This is a genomic window from Pseudoalteromonas sp. T1lg21 (assembly GCF_002964625.1).
Classification (GTDB): domain Bacteria; phylum Pseudomonadota; class Gammaproteobacteria; order Enterobacterales; family Alteromonadaceae; genus Pseudoalteromonas; species Pseudoalteromonas gelatinilytica.
Genome location: NZ_PQBX01000001.1, coordinates 22,691 through 49,500, shown reverse-complemented (window position 1 = coordinate 49,500; position 26,810 = coordinate 22,691). Strand labels below are relative to the sequence as shown.

The window sequence follows — 26,810 nt, the reverse complement described above, 5'->3', positions numbered from 1 at the left end:
TTAAATTTTAGCTGCTGACAATTAACTATAGCTTAATATCTAAACACTTAGGTGTAACCAATATGGTGCAAAATGTAATCAAAAACAAGCGATTCATATTTTTGCTTTATCGCTATAAGTCACAATTTATTCATGTAATTTAGGCCGAAATGTGATGAAATAAGGCTAATTCAACCAGGTATAGTTCATGGATATTATATGACCATTTTAGTCACCGGCGGAGCCGGATACATCGGTTCTCACACCGTATTAGAGTTATTACAACAAGGTACTGACGTTGTTGTACTCGATAACTTAAGCAATTCATCAAATGAGTCATTGGCTCGCGTAAAACAAATCACGGGTAAAGACGTCACATTTTATCAGGGTGATATTTTAGATAGAGCCTGCTTAGACAAAATCTTCAGTGAACACACAATTGATAGTGTTATTCACTTCGCAGGTTTAAAAGCGGTTGGTGAATCGGTTGTAAAACCTATCGAGTATTATCAAAACAACGTACAAGGTACATTGACTCTGGTTGATGCTATGCGTGATGCTGGCGTGTTTAAGTTAGTATTTAGCTCGTCAGCAACCGTATACGGTGACCCTGCAAGCCTGCCAATTCGCGAAGATTTCCCAGTTGGCGGTACAACTAACCCGTATGGCACATCAAAGCTTATGGTTGAAATGATGCTGCAAGATATCGCAAAATCAGATGAACGCTTTGCCTTTGTTATCTTACGTTACTTTAACCCTGTCGGCGCTCATGAATCTGGCCTTATCGGTGAAGACCCTAACGGTATTCCTAACAACTTATTACCTTATATTTCGCAAGTCGCTGTGGGTAAGCTAGAAAAGCTAGGTGTATTTGGGGATGACTACGATACTGTAGATGGTACAGGTGTTCGTGACTATATCCATGTCGTCGATTTAGCATTAGGTCACTTAAAAGCACTGAACCGAATTGCAAGTGATACAGGTGCGCACGTATTTAACCTTGGCACAGGTAATGGTTACTCAGTACTACAAATGGTTACCGCTTTTGAGAAAGCCAGCGGTCAAGCTGTACCATACCAAATTTCGCCGCGTCGAGCGGGCGATATTGCAGCCTGCTACGCAGCTCCAGAAAAAGCGTTGAACGAGCTTGGCTGGCAAGCAGAGCGTGGTATCGATGAGATGATGCAAGATACATGGCGCTGGCAAAGCAATAACCCGAACGGTTACAAATAGTCAAAATCATTTTAAGGCCGATGTTCACACATCGGCTTTTTAATTTAATGAAGCTTTCTTAAGCTGCGCAATACCCCAGAAAAGTATCCCTGCCCCCGTGCACGATAAGAAAAAGAACAACCCTAAGCCGACAGGCGATCCCCAAAACAAAATACTGTATAAAACTTCCATCTCTATATCCTTTATTATTATTTGAATAGTAAGTTATATAAGTTTTAGGAACAGCTCGTCAAGTTATACCAATCCGCTTAATTAAGTAGTCTATTTTGAGACAATAAAACCTCATTGATAACAAGACAAAAACTTCGTTATTTAGTTGTGCTCGGCAATTGCTCCTGCATTGCTCTACCTTCTGCATCCATGCAGTCGTAAATGAGAAATTTTTAACGCAGTTAGCGACAGGTTTAATCCCTCAAAATGATTAAGTATTATTGCGGGTTGGTATTATAGCGATTCCTTTTATAAAAGCGCTTAGCCAAGGTATGGCGGATTAATATTTCATGCCAGTAAAAATTAAGCCTGCACTAAATGCAGGCTTAATTATAAATCACTAACCACCTGGGCCACCTCGACCACCGCCACCACCTGGGCCAGTTTGCCCTCCTAACTGAGTAACAACATCAGTAAGAGTAAATGACTCTGACAAACTAGCTCCGTCTAATGAGAACTCTCCTGAAGTATACAAACCATTAAAGCTTTCACCGTCACTCACACTGCCGCCAACATAAATATCGTAGCTTTCAGACAAGCTCAATTTGGCACTTGAATAGAGTATGGTCGCAACTTGTTTAGGCACTAAAAAAGTAAGCGCTTCGTCTTGTGATTCTGAGTGAATATGTAAAATACTGTCTTTGGCAACCCCATCGAGCACGATGCTATTTTGTGTGCTTTCGGTTGAGCTTGGTAAACTTGTGGTTCCACCGAGCCCAAGAATTGTGCCCCCTGTGAACTTAATCGTGTTGCTATCTGCATCGATCCCTGCTTCTGGTGCACTGCTACCAATCGCTATCAGAACACCGCCGGTGATAGTAATTTCGCCATTTGAGTCAACCGAGTCATTTGAACTGCTATACGCGTAGATCTGACCGCCATTAATATAAATCATATCGCCTGCATTTATAGCATCGTCATACGCGTTGATCTCAAATTGCCCATCGTTAATGGTTATTTCACTTTTCGCTTCAATTCCTTCTCCTTCTGAGGTTGTTATCGTAAAAGTGCCGCCATTAATCGTTACATTAGGAGTGATTGACTCATCCGGCTCGTCTTCTTCGCTAATATCATAAGATGCAGCAATACCATCATCTAGCACGTCAATATTAAAGACTCCATCATTGATAATAATGTAGCCCTCAGATGCATCAATACCGTCGCTTTGTGCTGCAAGCGTAAAACTACCGCCATCAGCAATAAAATAATCATTGGTATGAATGGCATCTTTTACTGCGTCAGTCACAATAATAGTGCCATCACGTACACGGATATAATCATCACTGACAATCCCGTGCTTGTAATTAGCCGTCACGGTTAACTCACCTGAGCCACTAAAAATGAGTTGCCCTTCACTAAAAAAGGTCGCTTTAGCGTCTTCATCGTCAGGAATATCGGAATACGTTGTACCGTCGATAAGAGAGCTCTCACCTTCTAAAATGACGAACACCGTTTTTTTAGACTGAATATTAATGGCAGGGCCATCACTATTTACAAGCTCAAGATCTGATAAACCCAGTTTAAATTTATTATCACTGTAGATCTTTAATGACCCCTCAGTGCTCGAGCCCTCGACGTCATACGCAACTCCCGAGATGGTTGCCACAACAGTCACATCAGCACCATCAACGCTAATCTCAACACCATTGTCTTCAAACGGATTTGTTACCGACACGCTGGTATCGATATAACTAATAATAACAGTGCCATCAAAGCTAGCATTTTCAACGAGGTCGTCTTCATCTTCACCTGTGTTGTCAGTATCTCCTTCTGCTGCTCCTGACGGGTTGTAGTCTAAAATAGTAATGGTATCTGCAGATGATGTACTCGTGGTCGCTGTAATAGCTACCGTATCAGCAGTACTATTTTGAGAGCCATCATTAACGATTAATTGAATGGTATAAACACCGTCTAAATCAGTTGTGAATGAGGGGGATACCGTTGTTGCATTCGTTAATTCGGCTTCACTGTCTGTCGGAGTTGATAACAATGACCATTGATAAGTAAGTGTATCGCCGTCTTCATCGCTACTTGATGAACCATCTAAGGTCACCTCAGCTCCAGTTTCAACGCTTTGACTGTCGCCCGCTTCCGCTATGGGTGCGGTATTAGTTGCAGCTGTCGATGAGGCTGTAATTGTCACCGTATCTGCACTGCTCGACTCTGCTCCATCATTCACTATTAACTGTATTTCATAGTCGCCATCGCTATCTGCAGTAAAAGTAGCAGAGACACTCGTTGCATTTGAGAGGGTTGCTTCGCTGCCTGATGGCATACTTACAAAAGACCATTGATAAGTTAATGTGTCATCATCGTCATCACTACTCGACGCGCCATTTAAGGTGACGAGCGTGCCTGTTTCAACAGTTTGATCTGTACCAGCATCGGCTTCAGGTGCTGTATTTTCAACGCTAGTGGTACTTGCCGTGATAGTAACCGTATCTGCACTACTTGTGTCTTCACCATCGCTTACAACAAGCTGTACTTGGTAGCTCCCCGCTACATCTGTAGTAAAAGTAGCAGATACGCTGGTTGCATTTGTAAGACTGGCGGAGCTGTCCGAAGGTACGCTAACAAAAGACCATTGATAGGTTAACGTGTCACCATCTTCATCACTACTTGATGAGCCATCTAACGTAACCACAGTGCCCGCTTCGACACTTTGATCGACCCCTGCAATCGCAATAGGCGCCGAATTCACCGTTTCTTGATTGTCTGAGCCACTGTCACCGCAGGCAACTAAGCTCAGCATAATGCTCGATAAAAGCAAACATTTCACAACATGTGCCATAAATACTCCCTATATCTCAGTATTGACATAGGTGTATTTTTAGCCAGTTACACAGCGCTCTACTATAGGCTAGGAGGCATCTTTATTGTATAAGCACAATACTTCCACACTATAAACACAATTTGGCCACCTCAAGTAGCAACGCCGCTCATCAGCGCATCGCTTGAATGCTCTCAAGCGCTACAGCTATCTGTGCTTTTAGTTTTTTATAGCGTACATAAACAGCCAGCACGATAATGCCATTAATACCAAGCTGGATAAGCCATAGGCTGTATGTTTTAAACATAACCATATTAAACAAGGCAACGATTAGCAAAGCGCACCAAAGAGCAACGCAGCCAATAAAACTCACATGCCAGTAATGAACTTGGTGCTTCAGCTGGTTTTCTTTAAAATTAAGCATTGCATTAACGTCTAGTGTTTCTGCTCGCCAAAGCTTTCGTCTTAAATGGTATGACCAAATCCCAAAGCCTAAAGGAATAGGCACTAATAGTGCAAACATAATGGTTTCATAGGTGTTTTTTGCCTCAAACAACATGGCGTAAATACAAAATACGGTTACCACAACACCTAAAAATGAGTCGATTAACCCTTTTAGTTTTAACTTAGCTCGCGACTTTTGCGTTTGTGCTATTAACGCTGCACTATCCACTTTCGGCGTTGCCTGAACGAATGCCTGCTGCCACTTAGCTAATTGATCATCTGCTTCGAATTTATCCACTTTATTCACTCCACTAGGCTTGCAAGTTGTTGCCTTGCTCTACTTGCACGTTTAGCAACCGCATCTTCAGACAGCCCCAGCGTTTGAGCTATCTCACTTTGATTAAACCCTTCAAGCTGTAAGGCAAGCACCTGTCGGTATTTCAGCGTTAATTTACGAAGGGCAGCCATTAAATCTAAACTGTCGTCTGGTGATTTATGCGCACTTAAAGCTTGGGTGTAATCAATACTTCCAGAACTTGCCACCTCTTTGCGGTTTTGCTCTTTTATCACATGATCAACCGCTTTATTATGAGCTATTCGGGCAATATAGGTTTTTATGCTGGCATCGCCCCGAAAGGCAACATCGGGTGATGAGTCATTACTTTCAAAAGCGCGCCAAACAGCCAATGACATCTCTTGAATTAGCTCATCTTGTAGCGCTTGATTAATCTCGTAGGTTGCAGCAACACGCGCCAACAGCGGCGCGTATTCATTCAGCAATGTGTTTATTTGAACATCAGCTTTCACTGTACTTCCATGTTTTTATTATTATTTGAACAAACGATTATAGGAACAAAAGTAGGTACATGCTAATACCGGCCCTACCAACAACATAGGTAAAAGACTATAAGGGGCAGCAAAGGTAACGAGCATATTAATCAAACAAAGCATGCTTAATGGTTTAATCACCTTTAGTGCCGTTGCAATGCTTTCTTTAACAGCTGCACTAAGCGAAGCATTGTTTAAAAGTAACAGAGGTACCACAAACATAAGCAACATATTTACAGGAACAATTGATACAAACATGACCCCTACGCGCCAGCGCTCAACATCAACAAACTGACCTGACAATAAAGCCGATAACTGCTCACTACCAATCAAAGTACTCCCAACAGCAAATTGCAACAGCGCCAGTAAAATACCAACAACTGACCACACGGCAACTCTCCCCCACTTCGTCCATGTTGCATTGTGCTTAAATGAAAAACCTTGCTGATTATTCAGGTTAAACAACAATGGCCACACCGTTGCCATTAACATAGGCGCTAACCATTTTGATACTGTTAAACCTGTAGGTGCAGGTAATAGCTGCACTAAACCAGGCACAATAGCGAACAGCGTCATAAGTAAAAAAAGTTTAAACGGTGCTTTTTTAAATAACCCCCATCCTTCTTTTAACCAAAGAGCCGCATCACTAAATGGTGCATTCGTTGAATCAAGTTTTAGCGTATTCACAGTTGATGTTGTGGTCGTCATGAGTTTGTCCTTTTCGTAAAAAATAGATACACAAGACACTGCCTATTACTACCACCGAATAGAACAACTTCGTGTCATTTGCAGCTATAGACGAGACAAACACAGATAACCTGACAAAATATTTTTAAAAAATTTAAAATAATTTTATTTCATTGAATTTTAAGGATTAAAAAGAGGTGGAACGCAGCTATAAAAACAGCTGTAAGCTTTAATTTTGGATTTTTACAGTAAGAAAATGGTGGCCCCTCCCAGACTTGAACTGGGGACCTAACGATTATGAGTCGTGTGCTCTAACCAACTGAGCTAAGGGGCCATTGTATTAGCGAAAGCTAAATTTTTTGATGCGTTTAGCAGGTTTAACTGACTAAAGCGGGATGCAGTATAAGAAGTTTTTGTAACCTTGTCACTAGCAAAACCCTTTATTTTAACAATCACTAAATCAACTGCTCAAATAGTAAACTCTTTGTTTTTACAACGACCTTAAAGCATGCCGATTAGTTTCTAGCCTCCGACATTGTTCTAGATCAAATAGCTAAATCACTAAACTCGTTAAAATAGCCGCTCAATCAATTGCGGAGCGCTGACTGTGATAAATTTACCTAGCTGGGATCAATCTCTGATCAACAAGTACAATATTTCTGGGCCTCGATATACATCTTACCCAACAGCATTGTCTTTAGCTGATGGTTATAACCAACAAGATATGATTAACGCGATTGCGGCATCGAAAAGCCGTTCTTTATCCTTGTATATCCATATCCCTTTTTGCAGTCAGCTTTGTTATTACTGTGGTTGTAATAAAGTAATCACTCGTCATCAATCTAAAGCCGATTTATACCTAGATAATTTAGCGCTTGAAATTGCTGAGCAAGCAACACTTTTTGCCGATTATAAGGTTGAGCAATTGCATTTAGGGGGTGGTACGCCAACGTTCTTATCGGCAGAGCAAATGAGTCGCTTAATGGCATTGGTTGAACAGCATTTTAATTTTGCTGATGATGCCGAGCGCGGTATTGAGATTGACCCTCGCTCTTTAGCTGATGGCATGCTAGTTCATTTACGTAAGCTTGGCTTCAATCGTGTTTCGTTTGGTATTCAAGATTTCAATGATGCTGTGCAACTGGCGGTTAATCGCCCGCAAAGTGTGCAATCTGTAAAAGGCTTGATTAGTGAGGCTCGTGAACTTGGCTTTAAGTCTATTAATGCCGATATGATTTACGGTTTGCCACTGCAAACACCAGAGAGCTTTAAAGAGACGATTGCACAGCTGATAGAGTTAAACCCTGATCGCGTGTCGGTATTTAACTATGCCCACTTACCAGATAGATTCGCAGCACAGCGTAAAATTAAAGACGCTGACTTACCATCTGCGGGCGATAAGCTCACTATGTTCAAAAATACCCTTGAGCAGATGTTAGCGGCGGGTTATCAGTTTATCGGTATGGACCACTTTGCCCGTAAAGACAATGAACTGGCAATTGCACAAAACGCGGGTCAATTACATCGTAATTTCCAAGGTTATACAACGCATGGCCAATGTGACTTATTAGGTTTGGGTGTGTCGTCGATTTCACAAATTGGCAATGCCATTTTACAAAACGAAAAAGAGTTAAAACACTATTACAAAGCCGTGCAAGAAGGCTTTGGCAGTGCAGTCTGTAAAGGTGTTGCTTTAACTGATGACGATACGTTACGTGCCGCAGTGATCAAACAATTGATCTGCCAGTTTGAGCTGGATATTCCTGCAATCGAAAAGCAGTTTAATATCAACTTTGCCAGCTACTTCTGCGAGGCACTACAAGCACTTGACCCGCTACTGGCTGATGGCTTGGTGTCTGTGAGCCAAGAAAAAATCACAGTAACAGCCCGTGGTAATTTATTTATTCGTATTATTTGTATGTGCTTTGATGCGCACCTACAACAACAAATCAAGCAAACTCGTTTCTCACGAGTTATCTAACCCAACAAAAAGCAGAGCCTAGGCTCTGCTTTTTATTTTGCTTAAATCACTGCACGTATGTTTAATTGAATACGACGTTTTCGCTGCCTGGGGCTGCTTTAAACTCTTCAATGATACGTACGCAATCTGCTTTTATCTCATCGCTAAGTTGCTCTTCAGCACGCCAGCGAGTGGTGTCCATTTTAAAAATCTCTTTTTTAGAGTATTTCTTACGGGCATCATGGGTTGGCATGTCTTTAACTACTTCGTACATTTTAAATATGCCTGGGTAGCGCTCACTTAACTCAAACTCTTCTGCAAAGCTGTATTGAGAGATCAGCACCCAAATGCGCAAGCTGCCTTCTGAGAACTCACATTGCTCTTCATTCATTGCACGGGCAATTAAATGAATGCTATCGGCTAACTTTGCATTACGCTTTGTTCTTGATGCCGCAAGCTTTTGCTCATGCTCAGCTTGCTTCTTGGCGATAAGCTTATTTTGCTCTTTTAGTTTATACAGAAGTTGTCCTGCATAAAACGCAAGCCCTGCGATAATTGCCGCACCAATTACGATGGCAATAATCAAGGTTGTGCTCATCGCTCATCCTCATCTTCGTCATCAAACCATTCGTTCGCTAAATCGTCAGATAAGTACTTATCGAAGTCTGATTCACCTTCATCGTAAAAATCATCTTCAAAGTCATCTTCGTACTCGTCTTCATCATCTTCGATACCTAATAGCTCACATAGAGCTTGGTGACGAGCAATACGACTATTAAAGTACTTAGCGTCTTTACCTGTTAGTAACTCGCCACGCTCATGACGTTCTACCAGTTTCAGAAGACGCTCGTCATTTTCTAGCGCTTCTAGCTCTTGCTCTGGCGTTAACTCAGGCTCAGTTACTTTCTTCAGCTCAACCATTGGCTTTAAGTTGCGTTTCATTTCAACTTTTGGCTCAGCCTTAGGCGCAACTAAAGAAATCGGCTTTTTACTACCAACACGCTTATCTTTCGGTTGATTGTTCGCAGCAGTGTTTTCTGCACTTTGTGCATCTGGCGCATTTCGAGACCCAGGTTTAGCACCTTTCGTCTTTTTAACTCGCTGCTCTTTTAACGCGCGCATCTCTCTAAGCTTTTCTTTACTTAGACGTACAGGACCATTCGATGGAATTTTACGCGACTTTTTCTTTCTACTCATATCTTGATCATCTCACTTAAGAGGTTGTGCACAACGCCTGTGTGGCATTGTAATGCTGGCATAACCAGAAGAATTCGATGTGCGGATGTGGTTGGTCAACTTGACGAACTGCGCACTTTTCATACTTTTAGTACAAACGGTGGCTATTGTAACAGGACAAATAAAAAGGCGGTAGAGAAAACATCTCTACCGCCTACTAATCTGAGCGCCAATTATCTGGACACTTCTCCCTTCGACTTTTTAGTCTTTATTATTTTTATTATTATTGTTTTTCCATTTTGTTATTGTTTTAACCTTCCGTGTAGCATTCCATTTTGTTTTTATTATTAAACTTCCATGAGCTTTTATTATTCTCGGTCAATCCTGACGCTTTTTTGTTATTTCCTTTAGGACACCTAACCAGTGTCAACCCCTAAAGACTTGCCGCAATCACTTTCCTTATTACATTGTCCATGTTGTTTTTGCTGTCTCAGCGACAGTGGTTAATTTACTCATTAATAATTTTGTTACAACTAATTTATATAATTTTTCTTACAGATAAGATATTGCAACAAGATCAAATCAACCAATAACAAAGACTTACAATTAAAAGTGAAATAAAAATAAGATTTAGCTTACAGCTCGATATGGTCAATGTCTTACAAGAGTGTGGGATATTTCGACATGGATTAAATACAAAAAAAGCAGCTTGCGCTGCTTTTTTCACACTAATCACATATTACTGCGCAGTATTACTACTGGCAATCAGACTTTAGTGTAAGCCACCTAAGTATTTTGAAAGTACTTCGATGTCTTTGTCTGTTAATTTTTTAGCGATGTCTTGCATCATACCGTTTAAGTCGTTATTACGCGTGCCATCACGGAATTTTTCAAGTTGTGACTTGATGTATTCTGGATGTTGGAACGAAATTTTCGGGAATTTTGCAAGTGATGTACCGTTACCACGTGGACCGTGACACGCAGCACATGCTGGAATACCACGCTCTGCATCACCGGCTTTATAAAGCTGCTGACCAACTTCTACTACATCTTTAGGTGTTGCACCTTCAGACATATTTAAAGAAGAGAAGTAAGCTGCTAGGTCTTTCATGTCTTGATCGCTAAGCGGCATAGCCATACCACTCATTACTGGATCCATACGACCTTCTTTGCCGCCAGATGTCATACCTAATTTCAAATCTTTTAATTGTTTATAGATATAATCTGCGTGTTGGCCTGCAAGCTTAGGGTAGATATTAACCGGCGCATTACCGTCTGGGCCGTGACAAGCCGCACACGTTGTCGATTTCTCTTTACCTGCGTTTACATCGCCATCAAATGCTGTTGCGTTGCTTGCTGACAACGTACCAAGCAATATAGTTAAAGATAGTGCTATTTTTTTCATGGTGAATTCTCTGTTTCCGACCCTGTATCATCTACAATATGGATGTTGTGATTTCTATATTCTACACGATAATAAATTCTCTGGCACGTTTTCTGCCCACATTAAGCTCATAATTTATAGGGATTTGACTTAGATTAAGTTTCTACCTAGTAATTTTCCTAATTCAAAGCCAATTTAGCACGCTTAAATACGCTTTTGAATGCTGCTTTAATAGTATAAAATACGTGCCTTAAGTGGAAATTAGCCACTGTTCGTTATTATTTATAAAAGACTAGGAGAGCCTGTGCTCAAATCTCGTATCAAATACAATACTGCGTCCTTTGTTACCAGCGCACCTGATATCTCACGCTTACCTGCTGATACGGGGATTGAAGTCGCGTTTGCTGGTCGCTCTAATGCGGGTAAATCAAGTGCCCTTAATACGTTAACAGATCAAAAATTAGCACGTACCTCTAAAACACCAGGTCGTACTCAATTGATCAATACGTTTGAGCTAGATGCCGATAAACGCCTTATCGACTTACCGGGTTATGGTTTTGCGAAAGTGCCTATCGAAATGAAAAAGAAATGGCAAAAATCGCTAGGTGAATACTTACAAAAGCGTCAAAGCTTAAAAGGTATCGTTGTTTTAATGGATATTCGTCATCCGTTAAAAGATTTAGACCGTGACTTAATCGATTGGGCTGTGGGCAGTGAAATACCTGTGCTTGCACTTTTAACTAAAGCCGACAAGCTCAAACAAGGTGCGCGTAAAGCACAAGTTTTACAGGTTCGCCGTGAGTTAAGTAACTTAGAGGGTGATATTACCGTACATGCCTTCTCTTCACTAAAAGGCACAGGTTTACCAGAAGTTGCTAAAAAGCTCGATGAGTGGTTCTTAGGGCCTATTGAAGTTGAAGCACCTGAGTCTGATGACGAACAACCAGAAGCTTAATCGCTTAGGCCAAGTAATAACGCTTGGCTAATGATTCTATATAGTAGCCCTGCTCGTCTGAGCAGGCTATTTCAGCCCACTGATAATAAACATTTCTCGATACCCTCGCAGCCAAGCCATGCGCTAATTGAAGATAAGGCACACTAACCCCCTCAAATTCTCTTAGTAATAGTGGTTGCTTTGCTGATACCAACCATGCACGCTGTAAATTATCGACACAACAAAGTGCACGGCCTTGCTCTGTCTCTTCAAAGCGCCAATCAACAATAATAAAAGGCACATCAATGACGGTGATTGCCATTTTCTCAACAGGTGTTTTTAAAAAGTAACTATCGGCTTCTTTGCAAAGCACAGAGGCAAAGAGTTTTACCATTGCCTCGCGCTTTATTTCACTGCCGGCATAAAACCAAAGCCCTTGCGCATCAATCTTTATTGGCAATTGCCCACAATTTTGTGGTTGCCATTGATCAAAAGGTTTATCGGGCGCTTGAAGTGCGGCTTCTAATTCGGCAAGTGATTGCATTACTTTTCTTTATCTAGCGTCAAAGAAAATGTTACAGGAACAGCTGTCGCAATTGATGGTAAACCCGCAAGTTTTTGTAACTCACTAATACCTTCTGTTACTTTGAAGTCACTTGCATTAATAATAACCGGCGTAAACGATGAAACAGTAACATCGCCTTTCGGTGACATATTGGCAAGCACATCAATCGTTAGCTCTTTCTTGTTGCCGTGAAAATCTAATTCAGCTTTCAAACCTTTAAGCACATGTTGACCAGGTCTTAGCGTTAACAGCGCTTTGCTTAAATCAGCAGTTAACACTGCATTAGGGAATTTAGCTGTTTCAAATAACAACTTGGTCATGCGCTCATTGCGAATAGGGATTAGAGTTTCAACCGATGTCAGATCGATCATCAACTTAAATTGACCTTGCTCGTTAAGTGTACCCGACACGTTTTTGAAATGATGCGCTTCTGCAACTGAATTCTTTTTGATAGACACAAAGCTCACATTGCTTTGCTCATTATTAACTTGCCAGTTTGCGCTGGCTAAAGGGGCAACTAAAATACTCGATAATGAAAAGGCAGCAATTGCCAAAGATTTAAACATAACGCATTCCTTCGAAAGTAAATAAGAATCACTTTGATGGTATCACTTGCGTTAATTTGTGCAATGAATTGTATGATAAGAGAAAGAAAAAGCGACTCACTCAACAAGGAGTGAGTCGGTATAGCAAACTGGGGAGAAGCTATCAATACGTTGCATCTTTTCAGATGCATCATCAACAGGATGTCCTACAGGATGAGGACGGCGCGGACTTTAACAAATACCAGATTAAAAATAAATTGCATAACCGCAGAAACAACACAAATTGATAAACATATAACGAAACACTAAAACCATCTTTTCTTGTTTACTTAAAATTAACATTACAGCGAACCGTAATTTAGGGTAAAGTGAATCAACAGCACGCAAAAATCAGGCTTTTTCAAGGCTTGTTAGTGATAAAAATTGCAGTAGAAGAGTAAAAGGTATGAAAAAAATCCCCTTAATTTTATTTGCTACCTTACTTTTTTTAATGACCCCCTACTGTCATGCAAAAAAAACAACGACACAATACCCGGTAGTTTTAGTTCATGGGTTAATGGGATTCGATAACCTACTCGGCCTCGATTATTTTTATAATATTGCTAAAAGCCTCAGCCAAGATGGTACCTTGGTGTTTACGCCGGCGGTCTCTGCTATTAATAGCTCTGAGGTCCGAGGCGAACAATTACTTACTCACGTAAAAGCAATTTTAGCACTGACAGGCGCCAATAAAGTAAACTTGATTGGTCACAGCCAAGGCGCGCAAACAGTGCGCTACGTTGCATCTGTCAGACCTGATCTGATTGCCTCAGTGACCAGCATTGGCGGTGCAAACTATGGCAGTGGCATTATTGATCTAATTAGTCAAAAGCTGCCTGCGAACTCTCAAGCTGAACAGACCGCGCGATTCATATTTGATGGGGTTGGTGGGGTTATTTCACTGCTCTCAGGCCACAGCCAATTACCACAAGATACTCTGGGTGCATTAAATAGCTTAAGTAAACAGGGCGCTGACGTATTTAATCAAAAATACCCTGAAGGTTTACCAGAAAATAAGTGCGATCAAGGTCAGTTAGTTGCCGAAAATGGCGTGTACTATTTTTCGTGGAGCGGTACAGCAGCACTTAGTAATATACTGGATCCCACCGACCTGCCCATGCTGCTCGGTTCATTACTTATTTTAGGCAAAGATGATGGCCTAATATCACGCTGCAGCAGCCATTTAGGCCACGTAATTAAAGATGATTATGACATGAACCACTTAGATGAGATTAATCAGTTCATTGGTTTACACAATTTTCGCGAAGTTGACCCTATTGAGCTTTATCGTCAACACGTAAAGCGGTTGCAGGAGTTGGGGTTATAGTTAGCAAGTTAGCAAGTTAGCAAGTTAGCAAGTTAGCAAGCCTAAATGACTTAGCTTGCGCGTCAAGCAACTCGCTAACTTTACTCTTTCCCCTAGAAACTCGCTAACTTTCTAGCTGACAGCTTTCATTTTTTCGCGACTATTAGTTAGTGCGCCTGTTGCCAGTTGTCACCGCTGTCGGCTTCAACAATCAGAGGCACATCAAGAGTCGCGGCTTCAGACATTAGCTTGCAAATTTCAGCTTTATAGTCATCAACACACTCTTCTTTAATTTCGAACACTAATTCATCGTGCACTTGCATAAGCAACTTCACTGAACCTTCAGCTTGCGCATTCACCCACTGATGAACTTTTAGCATCGCTTTTTTGATGATATCAGCAGCAGTACCTTGCATTGGCGCGTTGATCGCAGCACGCTCAGCGGCTTTACGACGAGCACCGTTACGGGCATTGATTTCTGGTAAATGTAAACGACGACCAAAAATCGTTTCTACATACCCTTTATCAGCCGCTTTTTCACGGGTTGTTTCCATGTACTCAAGTACGCCAGGGAAACGCTCGAAGTATTTATCAATATAATGCTGTGCTTCATGACGTGGTACGTCTAATTGGCGTGATAAACCAAACGCCGACATGCCATAAATTAAACCAAAGTTAACCGCTTTCGCTTTACGACGCATATCGCTGGTAACTTCTTCAAGGCTAACCCCGAAGACTTCTGCCGCTGTTGCACTGTGTACATCTAAACCATTCGCAAACGCAGTGAGTAGGCCTTTATCTTGTGATAAGTGCGCCATGATACGTAATTCAATTTGGCTGTAATCGGCAGCCACAATTTTATGGCCTGGTGCAGCAATAAAGGCTTCACGAATACGACGACCTTCTTCTGAACGAATTGGAATATTCTGTAAGTTAGGATCCGTTGAACTTAAACGCCCCGTTGCCGTTACTGCTTGATGATAAGAAGTATGCACTCGCTTCGTGCGCTCATTAACCATCAGCGGAAGTTTATCTGTGTAGGTTGATTTAAGTTTAGATAAACCACGGTGCTCAATAATCACTTTTGGTAATGGATAATCATGAGCAAGTTCTTGCAATACTTCTTCTGCCGTCGAAGGTGCGCCCTTAGGTGTTTTCTTGATAACAGGCAGCTCAAGCTTTTCAAATAAAATAACTTGCAGCTGCTTAGGTGAACCTAAGTTAAACTTTTCACCAGCCATATCATAGGCTTCTTGCTCAAGCTCTAACAGGCGTTCGCCTAAACGTTGGCTGTGAGCAGCCAACATGTTGCTATCAATTGCAACACCAGTACGCTCAATATCAGAAAGCACTGTGACAAGTGGTAACTCAATATCTTCGAATACTGACTTCAACTGGCTATCAGCATCAATTTTTGGCCATAACACTTGGTGAAGACGAAGTGTTATATCTGCATCTTCAGCAGCATAAGGCGCTGCCTTTTCTAGCTCAATTTGATTAAAGGTTAACTGCTTCTTACCTTTACCAGCAATATCTTCAAAACTGATATTTTTGTGACCAAGGTATTTCAGTGCCAACGAGTCCATATCATGGCGGCTGCCCACACTATTAAAGACATACGACTCCAACATAGTGTCGTATTTAATACCCTTTAACTCAAAGCCAGCATTCGCTAATACGCTTTTATCGTACTTAAGGTTTTGCCCAACTTTCGCTTTATTTTCGTCCGCTAAAATTGGGCCAATTTTTGCCATTACCGTTTCTAGGCTTAATTGTTCAGGCGCATCCGGGTAATCATGAGCAACAGGAATATAAGCCGCTTCACCCGCTTTTACCGCAAAGCTCATACCAACCAATTGTGCTTGCATATAATCAAGGCTGGTTGTTTCAGTATCAAAAGCAAATAATTCTGCGTCGTTTAACTGCGCCACTAAGGTATCAAGTTGCTCTTCGGTTAAAATCGTTTCGTAATGCGCATCAGCGACTTTTGGTAGTTCATTTGCTTCTGTTGGCACATCTAAATGCGTGTCAGCATCTTTAGGGTTATCAAGTAGTTCAGCTAACCAACGGCGGAACTCACATTCACCATAAAGTGCAATCAGTTCATCACGATTAGGCTCTTGCAACTTAAAGGTTTCAAGATCTGACTCAACCTCAACATCACACTTAATTGTTGCTAATTCATAGCTAAGTGGCAGATGATCCAGCGCTGCGGCAAGTTTTTCACCAATCTTACCTTTGATCTCACCAGCATGGTCCATTACACCTTGTAATGATCCATATTTTTGTAGCCATTTCACCGCTGTTTTAGGACCACAACCATCAACACCAGGGATGTTATCGACCTTGTCACCCATTAAAGCAAGGTAATCAATGATCAGCTCAGGGCCAACGCCAAATTTTTCAACCACGGTTTCAGGATCTGAAATGCTATCTGTCATGGTGTTGATCAGCGTGACATGTTCATTAACAAGTTGCGCCATATCTTTATCGCCAGTCGAGATCAGTACATGACGTTGCTGCTCTGAAGCAATACGCGCAAAGGTACCAATAACATCATCAGCTTCAACACCTTCAATACTAATCAGCGGGAAACCCATTGCTTTAATAATGTTATGCAGTGGTGCGATCTGTGTGCGTAAGTCATCCGGCATAGGTGGACGATTCGCTTTGTATTCGCTTACATGTCATTTCTGAAGGTTTTACCTTTGGCATCAAAGACCACCACCATGTGTGACGGATCATATTGCTTGATCAAACTCTTAAGCATATTCACTACGCCATAGATTGCGCCTGTCGCTTCACCTTTTGAATTAGTAAGGTGCGGTGGCGAATGATATGCACGGAATAAATACGAAGAACCATCTACAAGAATAAGTGGATTTTCAGGGATCTGAGCCATGGTGAAATTGGATCCTAATTGAATAACATTAAATTGTTTGTAAGCATGCCATAAGGCTTTAAAGAAAACGACTGTGAATTATTAACCAATAATTGTTTCTTCAATAGCAAGCTGTGGATAACTTTGTAGATAACAAACACAGATAAACCTCCCGAAATGTAAAAACATTTAGGAAATTTTCATAAGTTCATGTTTTGATTTAAAAAAGATATTACGACGTTCTTTTTTTATTATTTTTGTCCGATGTGGAAAACGGTTTTAGCAGCGATAACCTTTTGCTTATTCGAAACCGAATTAACATCCCTTTTCATAACCGGAGGAGTATTCTAGCATAATGGATCAAAGATCATAGCGATCCTTTATACTTTTTTTTTCGTTAGTAATTTAGAAAAAGGCATAAACAGCTATTCATCATGCTTTGCGAGTTATTAAGCGGCGAAAATTTTTATTTTGTAGGCTGACTCGTATCCTTGTTAAACTAAAGCAAGTCGCATTAAGGAGAGTTCTAAAATGAAAAAAGTTGCTGTAATTTTAGCAGGTTGCGGTGTTTATGATGGCGCCGAAATCAACGAAGCTGTATTAACCTTATTACATATCGCAAAAGCTGGCGCGAGCTATGAATGCTTTGCACCCGATATCGAACAAATGCACACCATTAATCACTTAACCGGTGAAGAAATGACACCTAACCGTAATGTGTTAGTTGAAGCTGCGCGTATTGCTCGTGGTGAAATTAAAGCCCTTACAGAGCTAGATGTGAATGAGTTCGACGCCTTGATCGTACCAGGTGGTTTCGGGGCCGCAAAAAACCTATCAGATTTTGCCGTTAAAGGCGCAGATGCCCAAGTTCAAAGTGATGTACTTACCACTGCGAAAGCCTTTGTCGATGCCAATAAAGCGGCTGGGTATATTTGCATTGCCCCTGCCATGCTGCCACTTATTTATGGCAAGGGTGTCAAAACCACCATTGGTAACGACGCAGATACAGCAGCAGCAATTGAGCAGCTAGGCGGTGCACATCAAAACTGTGCAGTGAATGATGTTGTTGTTGATCAGCAGCATAAAGTAGTCACAACCCCTGCTTATATGTTGGCACAAAGCATTTTAGATGCTGACGCAGGTATCGAAAAATTAGTCAACAAAGTGTTAGAACTAGCTTAATCATCGGGCAAAAAGCCAGCTACTAATGCAGGCTTTTCTTGCGCTAACGCAAAAAAATGACGGTTTTTCTCAAGAAAAAGCCTTTTAGATCATTTTATAAATTGTGGCTTAGCGTTATAATCGTTCTAATTTCCGTCAGATATCGTGATTGATCACGTTCAAATCGAAGTGAGCAAGGCAAAATGAAAAAACTATCAGCTGCATTATTACTGCTAGCAACAACGGCATATGCACAAGCATATGACAACTCTTTGACTGAAGACGCAATTAAAAAGCGTCTAGCGCCAATTGGTTCTGTATATCTAGAAGGTGATAAAGCTGCGGCCGCTGCTGAACCTACAGGTCCTCGTTCTGGTGAACAAGTTTACCAAGCAGCATGTTTTGCATGTCATGGTACTGGCGCACTAGGTGCACCTAAATCAGCTGATGATTGGGCTCCTCGTATCGCTAAAGGTAAAGATACACTTTTAAACCACGCGCTTAACGGTTTCAACGCGATGCCTCCTAAAGGTACGTGTATGGATTGTTCTGAAGATGAAATCAGCGCTGCTATCGATTTCATGACTAGCAAGTAACAGTCTAAAAACTAATACTAAGGGCTTAATTTTATTAAGCCCTTTTTTTGTGCCTGTTTTTAACCGCTAGGCTAAGGCTGTAGCCAAATACGCCCCATCATAAATTACTATTTTGTTAACACCTGTTACTTGACGATCTAATAAAAAAGTGGAACTATAAAGGACGAAATTTAAACAATAATAAGATCTGGTTCTAAATCATTGGAAGATTCAGCAACACACATTGATAAGCTAGAGCGAAAAAATGCTCGCTTAAAATCGCTTTTACAAAAGTATAAGCAATCACATCACTTGCAACATGCTCTTTTACAATTATCAGAGCAAGCAAGCACTGTTGCCGAATTAACCCTACTCTACCCTGCTATTCATAACATTCTGCAAGACTACATTCCGAGCAGAAACTTCTTCGTTGTGTTACATAACCCGGTTTACGATAACCTTGAGTTATCTTACTTTGCCGATGAAAAAGATGGCCTTTCAGTACCGTTAAAATATGAGCAGTACTTTAAAGAAGGCCTTACGGGTTATGTATTTAAGCACGGTAAAACCAGCTACTTTACCAAACAGCAAACAGAGCAAGCACTAGAACAAGGTTTATTTAAAGCGTTTGGTACACCTGCCGAGCATTGGGTTGGTGTGCCCGTTTACCGTGAGCAAGTCATTATTGGCGTCATGGTCGCGCAAAGTTACGACAAAAATCAAGGCTATTCAGAGCAGCAAATTGAATTGCTAGAAGCGATGTCATTATATTTGGCAACAGCGATTGAACGAGTTAAAAAACGTGAGCTGCTTGAGTCTGAAGTTAAAATTCGCACCCGTGCTCTGACACAAAGCAACCAAGCTTTAAACGACGAAATTCAACAACGTAAAAATGCCCTCGACCGCCAGCAAATCCTGTTCAAAATCTCGGAGCTAGCAACGCAAAGTAAAAACCTCGACGATGTATATCAGCATGTCCATAACATTATAAAAACCATTACCTATGCAGATAACTTATACATTGCCCTATACGATGAACAATCGCACTGGCTGAGTTTTCCTTACTGCGTCGATGAATTTAATGATAATGCTCTGCCGCGGCCTTTCGCTAAAGGTTACAGTGAACTGGTGCTCAGCACTGAAAAGTGCCAAGTCATAGACAGTGAAAGAGCAAAAGAACTTATCAAGTTAGGCGTAGTAGAAAGGCCGGTTAATGTACCACCAGAGCGTACCGCCACGAGTTGGTTAGGCGCGCCGCTGAAAACTTCGCAAGGTGTTATCGGTCTCATTGTTTGCCAAGCTTACAATAATAAGCATGAGTTTAGTCAGGATGACTGTGAGTTAATCACCTTTGTCTCGCATCAGATAGCTAACGTTATTCAAACCCACTTGGCCAACCAAGAGTTAAAACTTAGTCACCAAAAACTTGAGCATCGCGTTACTGAAAAAACCAAAGAACTTCGCCAAGCCAATATGCATCTGCAAATGCAAATTGAAGAACGTAAAAAAATAGAACAACAGCTGTATCACGATGCACACCATGACTCACTGACGAGTTTACCGAATCGCAGTTTATTCTTAACTCAACTTGAAAAAACATTGCAGCATTACCAGCGCTACCCAGAGCAGCAGTTTGCAGTGTTATTTATTGACCTCGATAAATTTAAAGACATCAACGATCACCTTGGTCACCAAGCAGGCGATCAGTTTTTAATTGGTGTTGCCGAGTCTTTCTCGCATTGTATTCGTGAGCACGACCTACTCGCGCGCTTAGGTGGTGATGAATTTGTGGTGTTGCTAACTCACTTAACTGAGCAACAGCAAGCCCAAGATGTTGCCAAGCGTATCATCGAAATAATGAGAAAACCTTTCTGTATGAAAGGTCAGTGCATACAAAGTGGCGCCAGTATCGGTATTACCTACTCGAAACCAAGCTACAAGCACACCGATGAAATTATTCGCGATGCCGACGCCGCCATGTATTACGCGAAAAATGCAGGCCGTAATCGCTTTGAATGTTTCCATCCGCTGCTTAATGCCAGCAATGTCCAGCATGATGCTGACAATATGCATCACTTAGATGATTTGCCTATGCACTTTAGAAGTGCCGAAATCATTACCTTGGATGAGCAAACTCGCGCAGAATCTTTACTCGAAGCATTTGGCGAGCACCCTGTACTTGGTAGCACCAGCTTCGAAGTACTTAAGAAGTTTGCGACCGATAGAGTTCAGCACTTTGAGGTTGAACTCAGCCTACTGAAACAAGCCTTTACCCTAGCAAGCAACAGCAAACTCGAAAAAGTCCTGTTTCCTTGTTCTGGATTAGTGCTAGAGCGTATTAATTTTCAAGCACTGTGTAAGTTATTAAAAGCCCATGATGCAAATAGAATGTGTTTACTATTCAACGAACAAGAAATTCGTTACGCATCAGCGGTGCAAATTGAAAATTTAAAAAACCTGGTCGCTCAAGGGTTTTCGATTGGTTTGAATGAGTTTGCCAAAGATCGCTGTGAGTTAAACTTACTAACTGAGTTCCAATTCAATTACTTGTTATTAAGTTCAACGTTCAGTAAGCGTGTACTACAGCAAGAAAACTATCACTTACAACTGCAAGGTGTACTGGCGATTACTAAGCTGCAAAATATCCAAGTAATCGCGAAAGGCCCGTCGATTTTTAACTACCGCACATTACTCGATAAGCACGGATTGTCGTTGTTTATTGGTAAGCAACATGCGCTGGCGCCCTTCGAACACGAAGCACCAAGCGCACAATTTATTACTTCTTAAGCATCGCTCTTAAGTTAGCAACACGGGCTTGGCCTTTTTCCATGCGCTCAGCCTGTGAAGACGGTGGCTTTTTCGCTTCAAAGGCTAAGTCATCTTGTGGTAACTCTTGCACAAAACGACTGAGCTCAGTATCTGACGTTTCACCAAATTGACGACGTAACTTAGCATAGGTCATTACCAACTCTTGCTGAGCACGCGTTATACCTACATAAGCAAGGCGACGCTCTTCTTCGACGTTATCTTCATCAATGCTCACTTGGTGCGGTAATAAGCCCTCTTCCATGCCAACCATAAACACATACGGATACTCCAAGCCTTTTGACGCATGCAGCGTTAGTAATTGTACCGCGTCAGATTCGTCTTCTTCTTCGTTACGCTCAAGCATATCGCGTAAGGTCAGTTTACTAACCACTTCAGCAAGGTTCAGCGGTGGATTATCTGCATCCCCTGTTAGCATGTCGGTGATCCAACGATAAAGCTCTGAAACGTTTTTCATACGCATTTCAGCGGCTTTTGCACTCGGTGATGACTCATATAGGTAAGCTTCGTAGTTAATTTGCCTAACTAACTCTTTCACAGCTTCAAGGGTATCGCCGCGTACCGCATTATCAGAAAGCTCAACCACCCAGCGAGCAAATCCAGCTAAGGCATTAAAGCCTCGACCTTTTAAGCGGTGTGCAAGTTCAGGTTCAAAACAGGCTGCAAATAAGCTGATGTGCTTTTCATTAGCAAGTGTACCTAGCTTTTCCAAAGTGACCGTACCAATTTCACGACGTGGCGTATTTACAATACGTAAAAAGGCATTGTCGTCATCTTGGTTCACCAATAGGCGTAAATACGCCATGATATCTTTAATTTCTGAACGCGAGAAAAACGACATGCCGCCGCTGATCTTATAAGGAATACGGTTGCTCATAAGTGCTTTTTCAAACACCCGCGCTTGGTGATTACCACGATATAGAATCGCGTAATCTTTATAGCTGGTGCGCTTCATGAATTTATGAGAAATGATTTCTGCGACCACTCGCTCAGATTCATGCTCTTCATCACGACAACCAATCACTTTGATAGGCTCACCATAGCCAAGCTCACTGAAGAGTTTTTTATCAAACTCGTGAGGGTTGTTGGCAATTAAAATATTTGCCGCTTTAAGAATTCGTCCAGCACTTCGGTAATTTTGCTCAAGCTTAATTAAACGTAAGCTAGGAAAATCTTTACTCAATAGCACAAGGTTTTGTGGCTTAGCACCACGCCAAGAGTAAATAGATTGGTCATCATCGCCTACCACGGTAAAACGAGCTCGTTCACCCACTAATAGCTTAACCAGCTGATACTGACTGGTGTTGGTATCTTGATACTCATCCACCAGCAAGTAACGAAAACGCTGTTGCCAACGCTCACGCGCTGTGGCGTTTTGGCTTAGTAACAAAGTAGGGATCATGATCAGATCATCAAAATCAAGGGCATTATAAGCACGTAGTTGATTTTGATAACGCGCATACAGCTGAGCAAATAAGGCTTTTTGCGGCTCACGGGCTTCACGAACGGCACGCTCTGGTAGAATCAATTCGTTCTTCCAGTTACCTATTTGCATTTTTAATAGGTTGAGTAAGTCTTTGTCTTTTTTTAGTTCTTCTTCGGTCAGCTCGGCTAGTAACTGGTTGGTATCTTGATCATCAAACAACGAAAAACCGGGTTTAAAACCTAGAGTCGTTAACTCTTTTTTGATGATCTCAAGCCCAAGGGTATGAAACGTTGAAACCCATAAGCCTTTCGACTCTTGCTTGCCGAGTGTTTGCGTAACACGCTCGCGCATTTCTTTTGCAGCTTTATTGGTAAAGGTTACCGCCGCAATATTGCGCGCTTGATACTCACACTTTTGCACCAAGTAAGCGATCTTATTAGTAATAACACGCGTTTTACCAGAGCCCGCACCAGCTAATACCAGACACGGTCCACTGATATATTTTACCGCTTCATCTTGTTTTGGGTTGAGTTTCATAAGCCCCTAAAGAAATTATCCAAAGACAGGACGGGCAATTTTACCGTAATCACTACACTACGCCTAGCCAATAAGGTAAGATTGTTTTTTTACGTGACTCAAGGGACGAAGATGATCAACCCAGCAAAACTTGAAGAAATCGCTAAGCAAATTACTGATAACATGCCACAAGGCGTAAAAAACCTTGCTGATACAATTGAAGGCAAAACTAAGCAAGCTATTCAAAACAAACTTGCTGAGATGGACTTTGTAAGCCGTGATGAGTTTGATATTCAAAGCCAAGTACTTATTCGTACTCGTGAAAAACTCACTGAGCTTGAAGAGAAAGTGGCTTTACTTGAGCAGCAACTTGCTAGCAAACAAGACGAACAATAAAAAAGGAGAGCGAATTAGCTCTCCTTTTTTCAATCTACTTCGGAATTAGCTTTTTTCAGCAATACGTTCAAATACACGCTTAACTGCCGTGCCATAAGTATCACTTGCTTCTTCTGCACAGGTCACAACCGACTCTAAGTCATTAAGGTGACCATTCGCTAAGCCATACACCCAACCATGAATTGTTAACTCTTGGCCTTTCGCCCAAGCGTCTTGCACAATGTTGGTACGGCACACGTTACGTACTTGTTCAATAACGTTTAATTCGATCAAACTGTTTAAACGCTCTTTTTCAGGTAATGCATTAAGCTGTTCGATGTGTTTTTCTTTTACATCACCTACATGGCGTAACCAGTTATCAATTAAACCAAAACGCGCTTCGTTTAATACTGCTTGAACACCACCACAGCCATAGTGACCAACGACCATGATGTGCTTCACTTTAAGCACTTCAACAGCGTATTGCATTACTGAAAGACAGTTATGATCAGTATGAACAACAACATTTGCCACGTTACGGTGAACAAATAGCTCACCCGGTAATAAGTCTACGATTTCGTTTGCAGGTACACGCGAGTCAGAACAACCGATCCACAAGTACTCTGGATTTTGCTGCATTGATAGAATTTTAAAAAACTCAGGATCATTTTCACTCGTACGCGCTGCCCAACGTCTATTATTTTCGAATAAATTTTTTAACTTTCTCATTGCGCCTCTTTACGGTTTTTAATAATTAGCTTGGATCAAGATATTCCTTGGTGTCAGCTGCTTTTCGCAAAACGTACTAACCGTTACTTGATACCCTTGTTGTTGCAAATATAAAGCACGATCGAGTACGAGCCAAACTTCAATTGCCCTTCTGAACACATGTCGGACGAGTTCAACTCGCTCAGTAACCCTTTTGCGCTTTTTACCTATCTCTAAAAATTTATTGTAATCAATACCTTCCGGAAAATGTAATGATTTTTTCTCAGCAGCCCAAAAACAAAATGAGCTAAAAGAACCAGAGAAGATCGCTTTGTTCACTGATGGCACACTCACATAGTGCATTTCACCGGTCAGTGATTTTCGTAACGCGTCAAATCCAAGACGCCATTCAACCTCTGTTTTTCTGACCTTATCAACTCGGCTCGGTGCTGTTACCGTTTCTTGCAGCGCCAGTTTTAAATCGCGATGAGTAAGCGCAAGTTGGCTTTGCATGGCAGGCTCGCTCATTGCTTGATAGGCGTTATCTGTGAATAAATGATAACAGCACGGTGAAAAACTGATTTGTTGGGTTTTCGCTTTGCTTGCTTGCTGCATAAATGTTTGATGCAAACGACCACAAGCATGTAAAGCAACAGCATGCTGCTGGCTTTCAAAAAAGCCATCAGTGTCATCGGTTAATACATCAGCTTGTGTAAACTGCATCGCCAATTGCTGTTGTTTAGCACTGTGTTGACCTTGGTCGCACAAGTGTTGTTGTAGCTCAATGCTATGTACACGTGGTGCTCCATTGAATGCCAACATGCGACCTAAATGCCCTTTACCAGCACACCATTCTAAAACAGGCTGGTTTAATGGCTGCTGACTGATCGCCGCGACAAAGTCTTGTAGTTGCTCAAACTTACGGCCTTTAATGCCATTACTTATCCAAAACGGAAATTCATTACGGGCAGCACTTATCGCTGGCAACTCACACAATTCAGCCAGCTTTTCGATGTGTTCGATTTCATCAGTAAAATAACGATATAAAGCCCGCTGATCGGCATCAAGTTCACTCACTTGTTGGTCATCAAGCGCCCATAATAAGTTGGCTAATTCAGGCCAAGGAAGATCATCAAAATCAAATGCGGTACATTGCCAGTATTGGCGGGTTGAAAATAGCAGTGCATCTAAGGCAGCAAAGTGCTCGGCAAGTGTCATAACTACTTAGCGACAAGAAATAAAAAGCAGTATAACAGATTTATCTTATTTAACGTCGGTTACTACTGATCAAACGAATGTACAATGGCACACATGCAATACTTAGAATGATGGCTAGGATCAGCATCCACGATAATTCAATGCCTTCTGTTTGCTGTTGATCATACATAAAGCCATCAAAGGCCTGATCAAACTCATCCTGATCTAAGCCATATAAATCTGCAATCAAACGCCACTTTGCCATCGACATATTGCCTAAATTAATCCCCGGTGGTTGAATGTAGCTCGCTAACACATGCGCTTCGTAGGCCAGCTCTTGTACGCTTTTATGGGTGGCGTAGTGCTGCTTGGTTACATCAATGCTTTCTTCTAAGTGTAATAAGGCATACCGCCACCCTTTTAAACTGGCACGATAAAAGCGCTCAACAACCTCAGGCTTGTTCGCTAAAAACTGCTCAGAGGTATATAAAATATCGCCATACACATTCAAACCAAACTTTTGCGGGCAAATGAGTCGGTGACCGACTCCTTGTAGTGTCATCGTATAAGGCTCATTGGTGACATACACTTGCACCGCATCTAAATCACCGACAAGCCACTCTTTAATACCGCCTTCATGGCTAGCTGCCATCAAGCTTTCTAGCCTCAATCCTGCACGCTGTAACATCACTAGTAATTCAGCATTTTCTATTGAACCGATTTTACTTAGCTTCTTACCAGCAAAGTCTCTTGGCTGAAAAATATCTGAGTTATTTTTTACCATCCAGCAGTAAGGTGAAAACTGCAATATGGCTCCAAGGGCAACAACCGGAGCGCCTTGCTGACGCTTTTGTAATATTCCTGAGTGAGTAATGGCAAAGTCGGCTTTACCGCTTAGTACTTTAGGGAAGGTGTCAGGGTGGTTTGGATCAGCAGGAATAATAGAGACATCAAGGCCAGCTTCCTTATAAAAGCCTTTTTCTGCAGCCATGTAATAGCCTGCAAACTGGAACTGGTGAGTCCATTTTAACTGTAAGCTAACTTTATCAGCACACTGTGCGCTCATAGAAAGCATTAAACAGATT

General features: G+C 41.6%; 21 protein-coding genes, 1 tRNA gene and 1 pseudogene. 8 read left to right on the top strand and 15 right to left on the bottom strand.

The annotated features are described in order from the left end of the window. The first annotated feature begins 198 nt into the window (after positions 1-198). Positions 199-1,212 carry a UDP-glucose 4-epimerase GalE gene (gene galE, locus C2M25_RS00200; RefSeq protein WP_105174456.1) on the top strand — a complete coding sequence of 338 codons (1,014 nt, stop codon included), beginning with the start codon at positions 199-201 and terminating at the stop codon, positions 1,210-1,212. A gap of 550 nt (positions 1,213-1,762) precedes the next feature. Here the strand turns inward: galE and C2M25_RS00195 are convergent. The 5 genes from C2M25_RS00195 to C2M25_RS00175 form a co-directional block, all read right to left on the bottom strand. Next, on the bottom strand, positions 1,763-4,213 hold the full coding sequence (locus C2M25_RS00195; RefSeq protein WP_105180102.1) for a carbohydrate-binding domain-containing protein: 2,451 nt from the start codon (positions 4,211-4,213) through the stop codon (positions 1,763-1,765). A gap of 151 nt (positions 4,214-4,364) precedes the next feature. Continuing rightward, a complete protein-coding gene (locus C2M25_RS00190; protein ID WP_158679650.1) occupies positions 4,365-4,934 on the bottom strand; it encodes a hypothetical protein in 570 nt (189 codons plus the stop codon). A 5-nt stretch (positions 4,935-4,939) separates the two neighbouring features. Next, on the bottom strand, positions 4,940-5,443 hold the full coding sequence (locus tag C2M25_RS00185) for an RNA polymerase sigma factor (protein WP_105180100.1): 504 nt from the start codon (positions 5,441-5,443) through the stop codon (positions 4,940-4,942). A gap of 21 nt (positions 5,444-5,464) precedes the next feature. Continuing rightward, entirely contained in the window at positions 5,465-6,172 is a 708-nt protein-coding gene (locus C2M25_RS00180) for a hypothetical protein (RefSeq protein WP_105180099.1), read from the bottom strand. Positions 6,173-6,408: 236 nt separating this feature from the next. Beyond that, positions 6,409-6,485: transfer RNA gene (locus tag C2M25_RS00175), tRNA-Ile, on the bottom strand. Positions 6,486-6,758: 273 nt separating this feature from the next. On the opposite strand from C2M25_RS00175, the gene hemN reads away from it, so the two are divergent. After that, the gene (hemN, locus tag C2M25_RS00170) at positions 6,759-8,132 is read left to right on the top strand and encodes an oxygen-independent coproporphyrinogen III oxidase (protein ID WP_063702820.1); all 1,374 of its coding nucleotides are present in this window, start codon (positions 6,759-6,761) and stop codon (positions 8,130-8,132) included. A gap of 61 nt (positions 8,133-8,193) precedes the next feature. Here the strand turns inward: hemN and C2M25_RS00165 are convergent, their stop codons facing one another. The 3 genes from C2M25_RS00165 to C2M25_RS00155 all read right to left on the bottom strand — a co-directional run bounded on the left by C2M25_RS00165 (position 8,194) and on the right by C2M25_RS00155 (position 10,692). Further along, positions 8,194-8,709 (bottom strand): DUF2489 domain-containing protein, encoded by a 516-nt coding sequence (locus C2M25_RS00165; protein WP_063702822.1) that lies wholly within the window; start codon positions 8,707-8,709, stop codon positions 8,194-8,196. Next, positions 8,706-9,308 carry a Der GTPase-activating protein YihI gene (gene yihI, locus C2M25_RS00160; RefSeq protein WP_105180098.1) on the bottom strand — a complete coding sequence of 201 codons (603 nt, stop codon included), beginning with the start codon at positions 9,306-9,308 and terminating at the stop codon, positions 8,706-8,708. The genes C2M25_RS00165 and yihI overlap by 4 nt, the downstream gene beginning before the upstream one ends. Positions 9,309-10,059: 751 nt before the next feature. Beyond that, positions 10,060-10,692, bottom strand: coding sequence for a c-type cytochrome (locus tag C2M25_RS00155; RefSeq protein ID WP_105180097.1), 633 nt, complete (start codon positions 10,690-10,692; stop codon positions 10,060-10,062). A gap of 283 nt (positions 10,693-10,975) precedes the next feature. Between C2M25_RS00155 and yihA the strand changes: the two genes are divergently transcribed. Further along, positions 10,976-11,626, top strand: coding sequence for a ribosome biogenesis GTP-binding protein YihA/YsxC (gene yihA, locus C2M25_RS00150; protein ID WP_063702828.1), 651 nt, complete (start codon positions 10,976-10,978; stop codon positions 11,624-11,626). A 4-nt stretch (positions 11,627-11,630) separates the two neighbouring features. Here yihA and C2M25_RS00145 read toward each other — a convergent pair whose 3' ends face one another. Further along, positions 11,631-12,149 carry a DUF1285 domain-containing protein gene (locus C2M25_RS00145; RefSeq protein WP_105180096.1) on the bottom strand — a complete coding sequence of 173 codons (519 nt, stop codon included), beginning with the start codon at positions 12,147-12,149 and terminating at the stop codon, positions 11,631-11,633. Beyond that, positions 12,149-12,736, bottom strand: a complete 588-nt coding sequence (locus tag C2M25_RS00140; RefSeq protein WP_105180095.1) for a YceI family protein — start codon at positions 12,734-12,736, stop codon at positions 12,149-12,151. The genes C2M25_RS00145 and C2M25_RS00140 overlap by 1 nt, the downstream gene beginning before the upstream one ends. A 424-nt stretch (positions 12,737-13,160) precedes the next feature. On the opposite strand from C2M25_RS00140, the gene C2M25_RS00135 reads away from it, so the two are divergent. Then, positions 13,161-14,081 carry a lipase family alpha/beta hydrolase gene (locus tag C2M25_RS00135; protein ID WP_105180094.1) on the top strand — a complete coding sequence of 307 codons (921 nt, stop codon included), beginning with the start codon at positions 13,161-13,163 and terminating at the stop codon, positions 14,079-14,081. 146 nt (positions 14,082-14,227) lie between these two features. On the opposite strand, the pseudogene polA reads toward C2M25_RS00135, so the two are convergent. Beyond that, positions 14,228-16,962 (bottom strand): annotated as a pseudogene (gene polA, locus C2M25_RS00130) (DNA polymerase I). Between the two features lie 510 nt (positions 16,963-17,472). Between polA and elbB the strand changes: the two are divergent. From elbB to C2M25_RS00115, 3 genes are all read left to right on the top strand, one after another. Beyond that, a complete protein-coding gene (gene elbB, locus C2M25_RS00125; protein WP_063702837.1) occupies positions 17,473-18,123 on the top strand; it encodes an isoprenoid biosynthesis glyoxalase ElbB in 651 nt (216 codons plus the stop codon). 182 nt (positions 18,124-18,305) lie between these two features. Next, on the top strand, positions 18,306-18,698 hold the full coding sequence (locus tag C2M25_RS00120) for a c-type cytochrome (protein ID WP_063702839.1): 393 nt from the start codon (positions 18,306-18,308) through the stop codon (positions 18,696-18,698). Between the two features lie 201 nt (positions 18,699-18,899). Further along, positions 18,900-21,464, top strand: coding sequence for a sensor domain-containing diguanylate cyclase (locus tag C2M25_RS00115; RefSeq protein ID WP_105180093.1), 2,565 nt, complete (start codon positions 18,900-18,902; stop codon positions 21,462-21,464). Here C2M25_RS00115 and rep read toward each other — a convergent pair. Next, entirely contained in the window at positions 21,454-23,466 is a 2,013-nt protein-coding gene (gene rep, locus C2M25_RS00110; protein WP_105174447.1) for a DNA helicase Rep, read from the bottom strand. The genes C2M25_RS00115 and rep overlap by 11 nt on opposite strands. A gap of 111 nt (positions 23,467-23,577) precedes the next feature. Between rep and ubiK the strand changes: the two genes are divergently transcribed. After that, complete coding sequence (gene ubiK, locus C2M25_RS00105) at positions 23,578-23,841, top strand: ubiquinone biosynthesis accessory factor UbiK (RefSeq protein WP_036971505.1); 264 nt, start codon at positions 23,578-23,580, stop codon at positions 23,839-23,841. 45 nt (positions 23,842-23,886) lie between these two features. Here ubiK and can read toward each other — a convergent pair whose 3' ends face one another. From can to C2M25_RS00090, 3 genes are read right to left on the bottom strand one after another with little or no spacing between them, the layout of a single operon-like run. Further along, positions 23,887-24,549: a carbonate dehydratase gene (can, locus tag C2M25_RS00100; protein WP_063702845.1), complete on the bottom strand. Its 663-nt coding sequence runs from the start codon at positions 24,547-24,549 to the stop codon at positions 23,887-23,889. An 18-nt stretch (positions 24,550-24,567) separates the two neighbouring features. After that, positions 24,568-25,746 (bottom strand): methyltransferase, encoded by a 1,179-nt coding sequence (locus tag C2M25_RS00095; RefSeq protein WP_105180092.1) that lies wholly within the window; start codon positions 25,744-25,746, stop codon positions 24,568-24,570. Between the two features lie 49 nt (positions 25,747-25,795). After that, on the bottom strand, positions 25,796-26,800 hold the full coding sequence (locus C2M25_RS00090; protein WP_199775135.1) for an ABC transporter substrate-binding protein: 1,005 nt from the start codon (positions 26,798-26,800) through the stop codon (positions 25,796-25,798). Positions 26,801-26,810 lie beyond the last annotated feature (10 nt).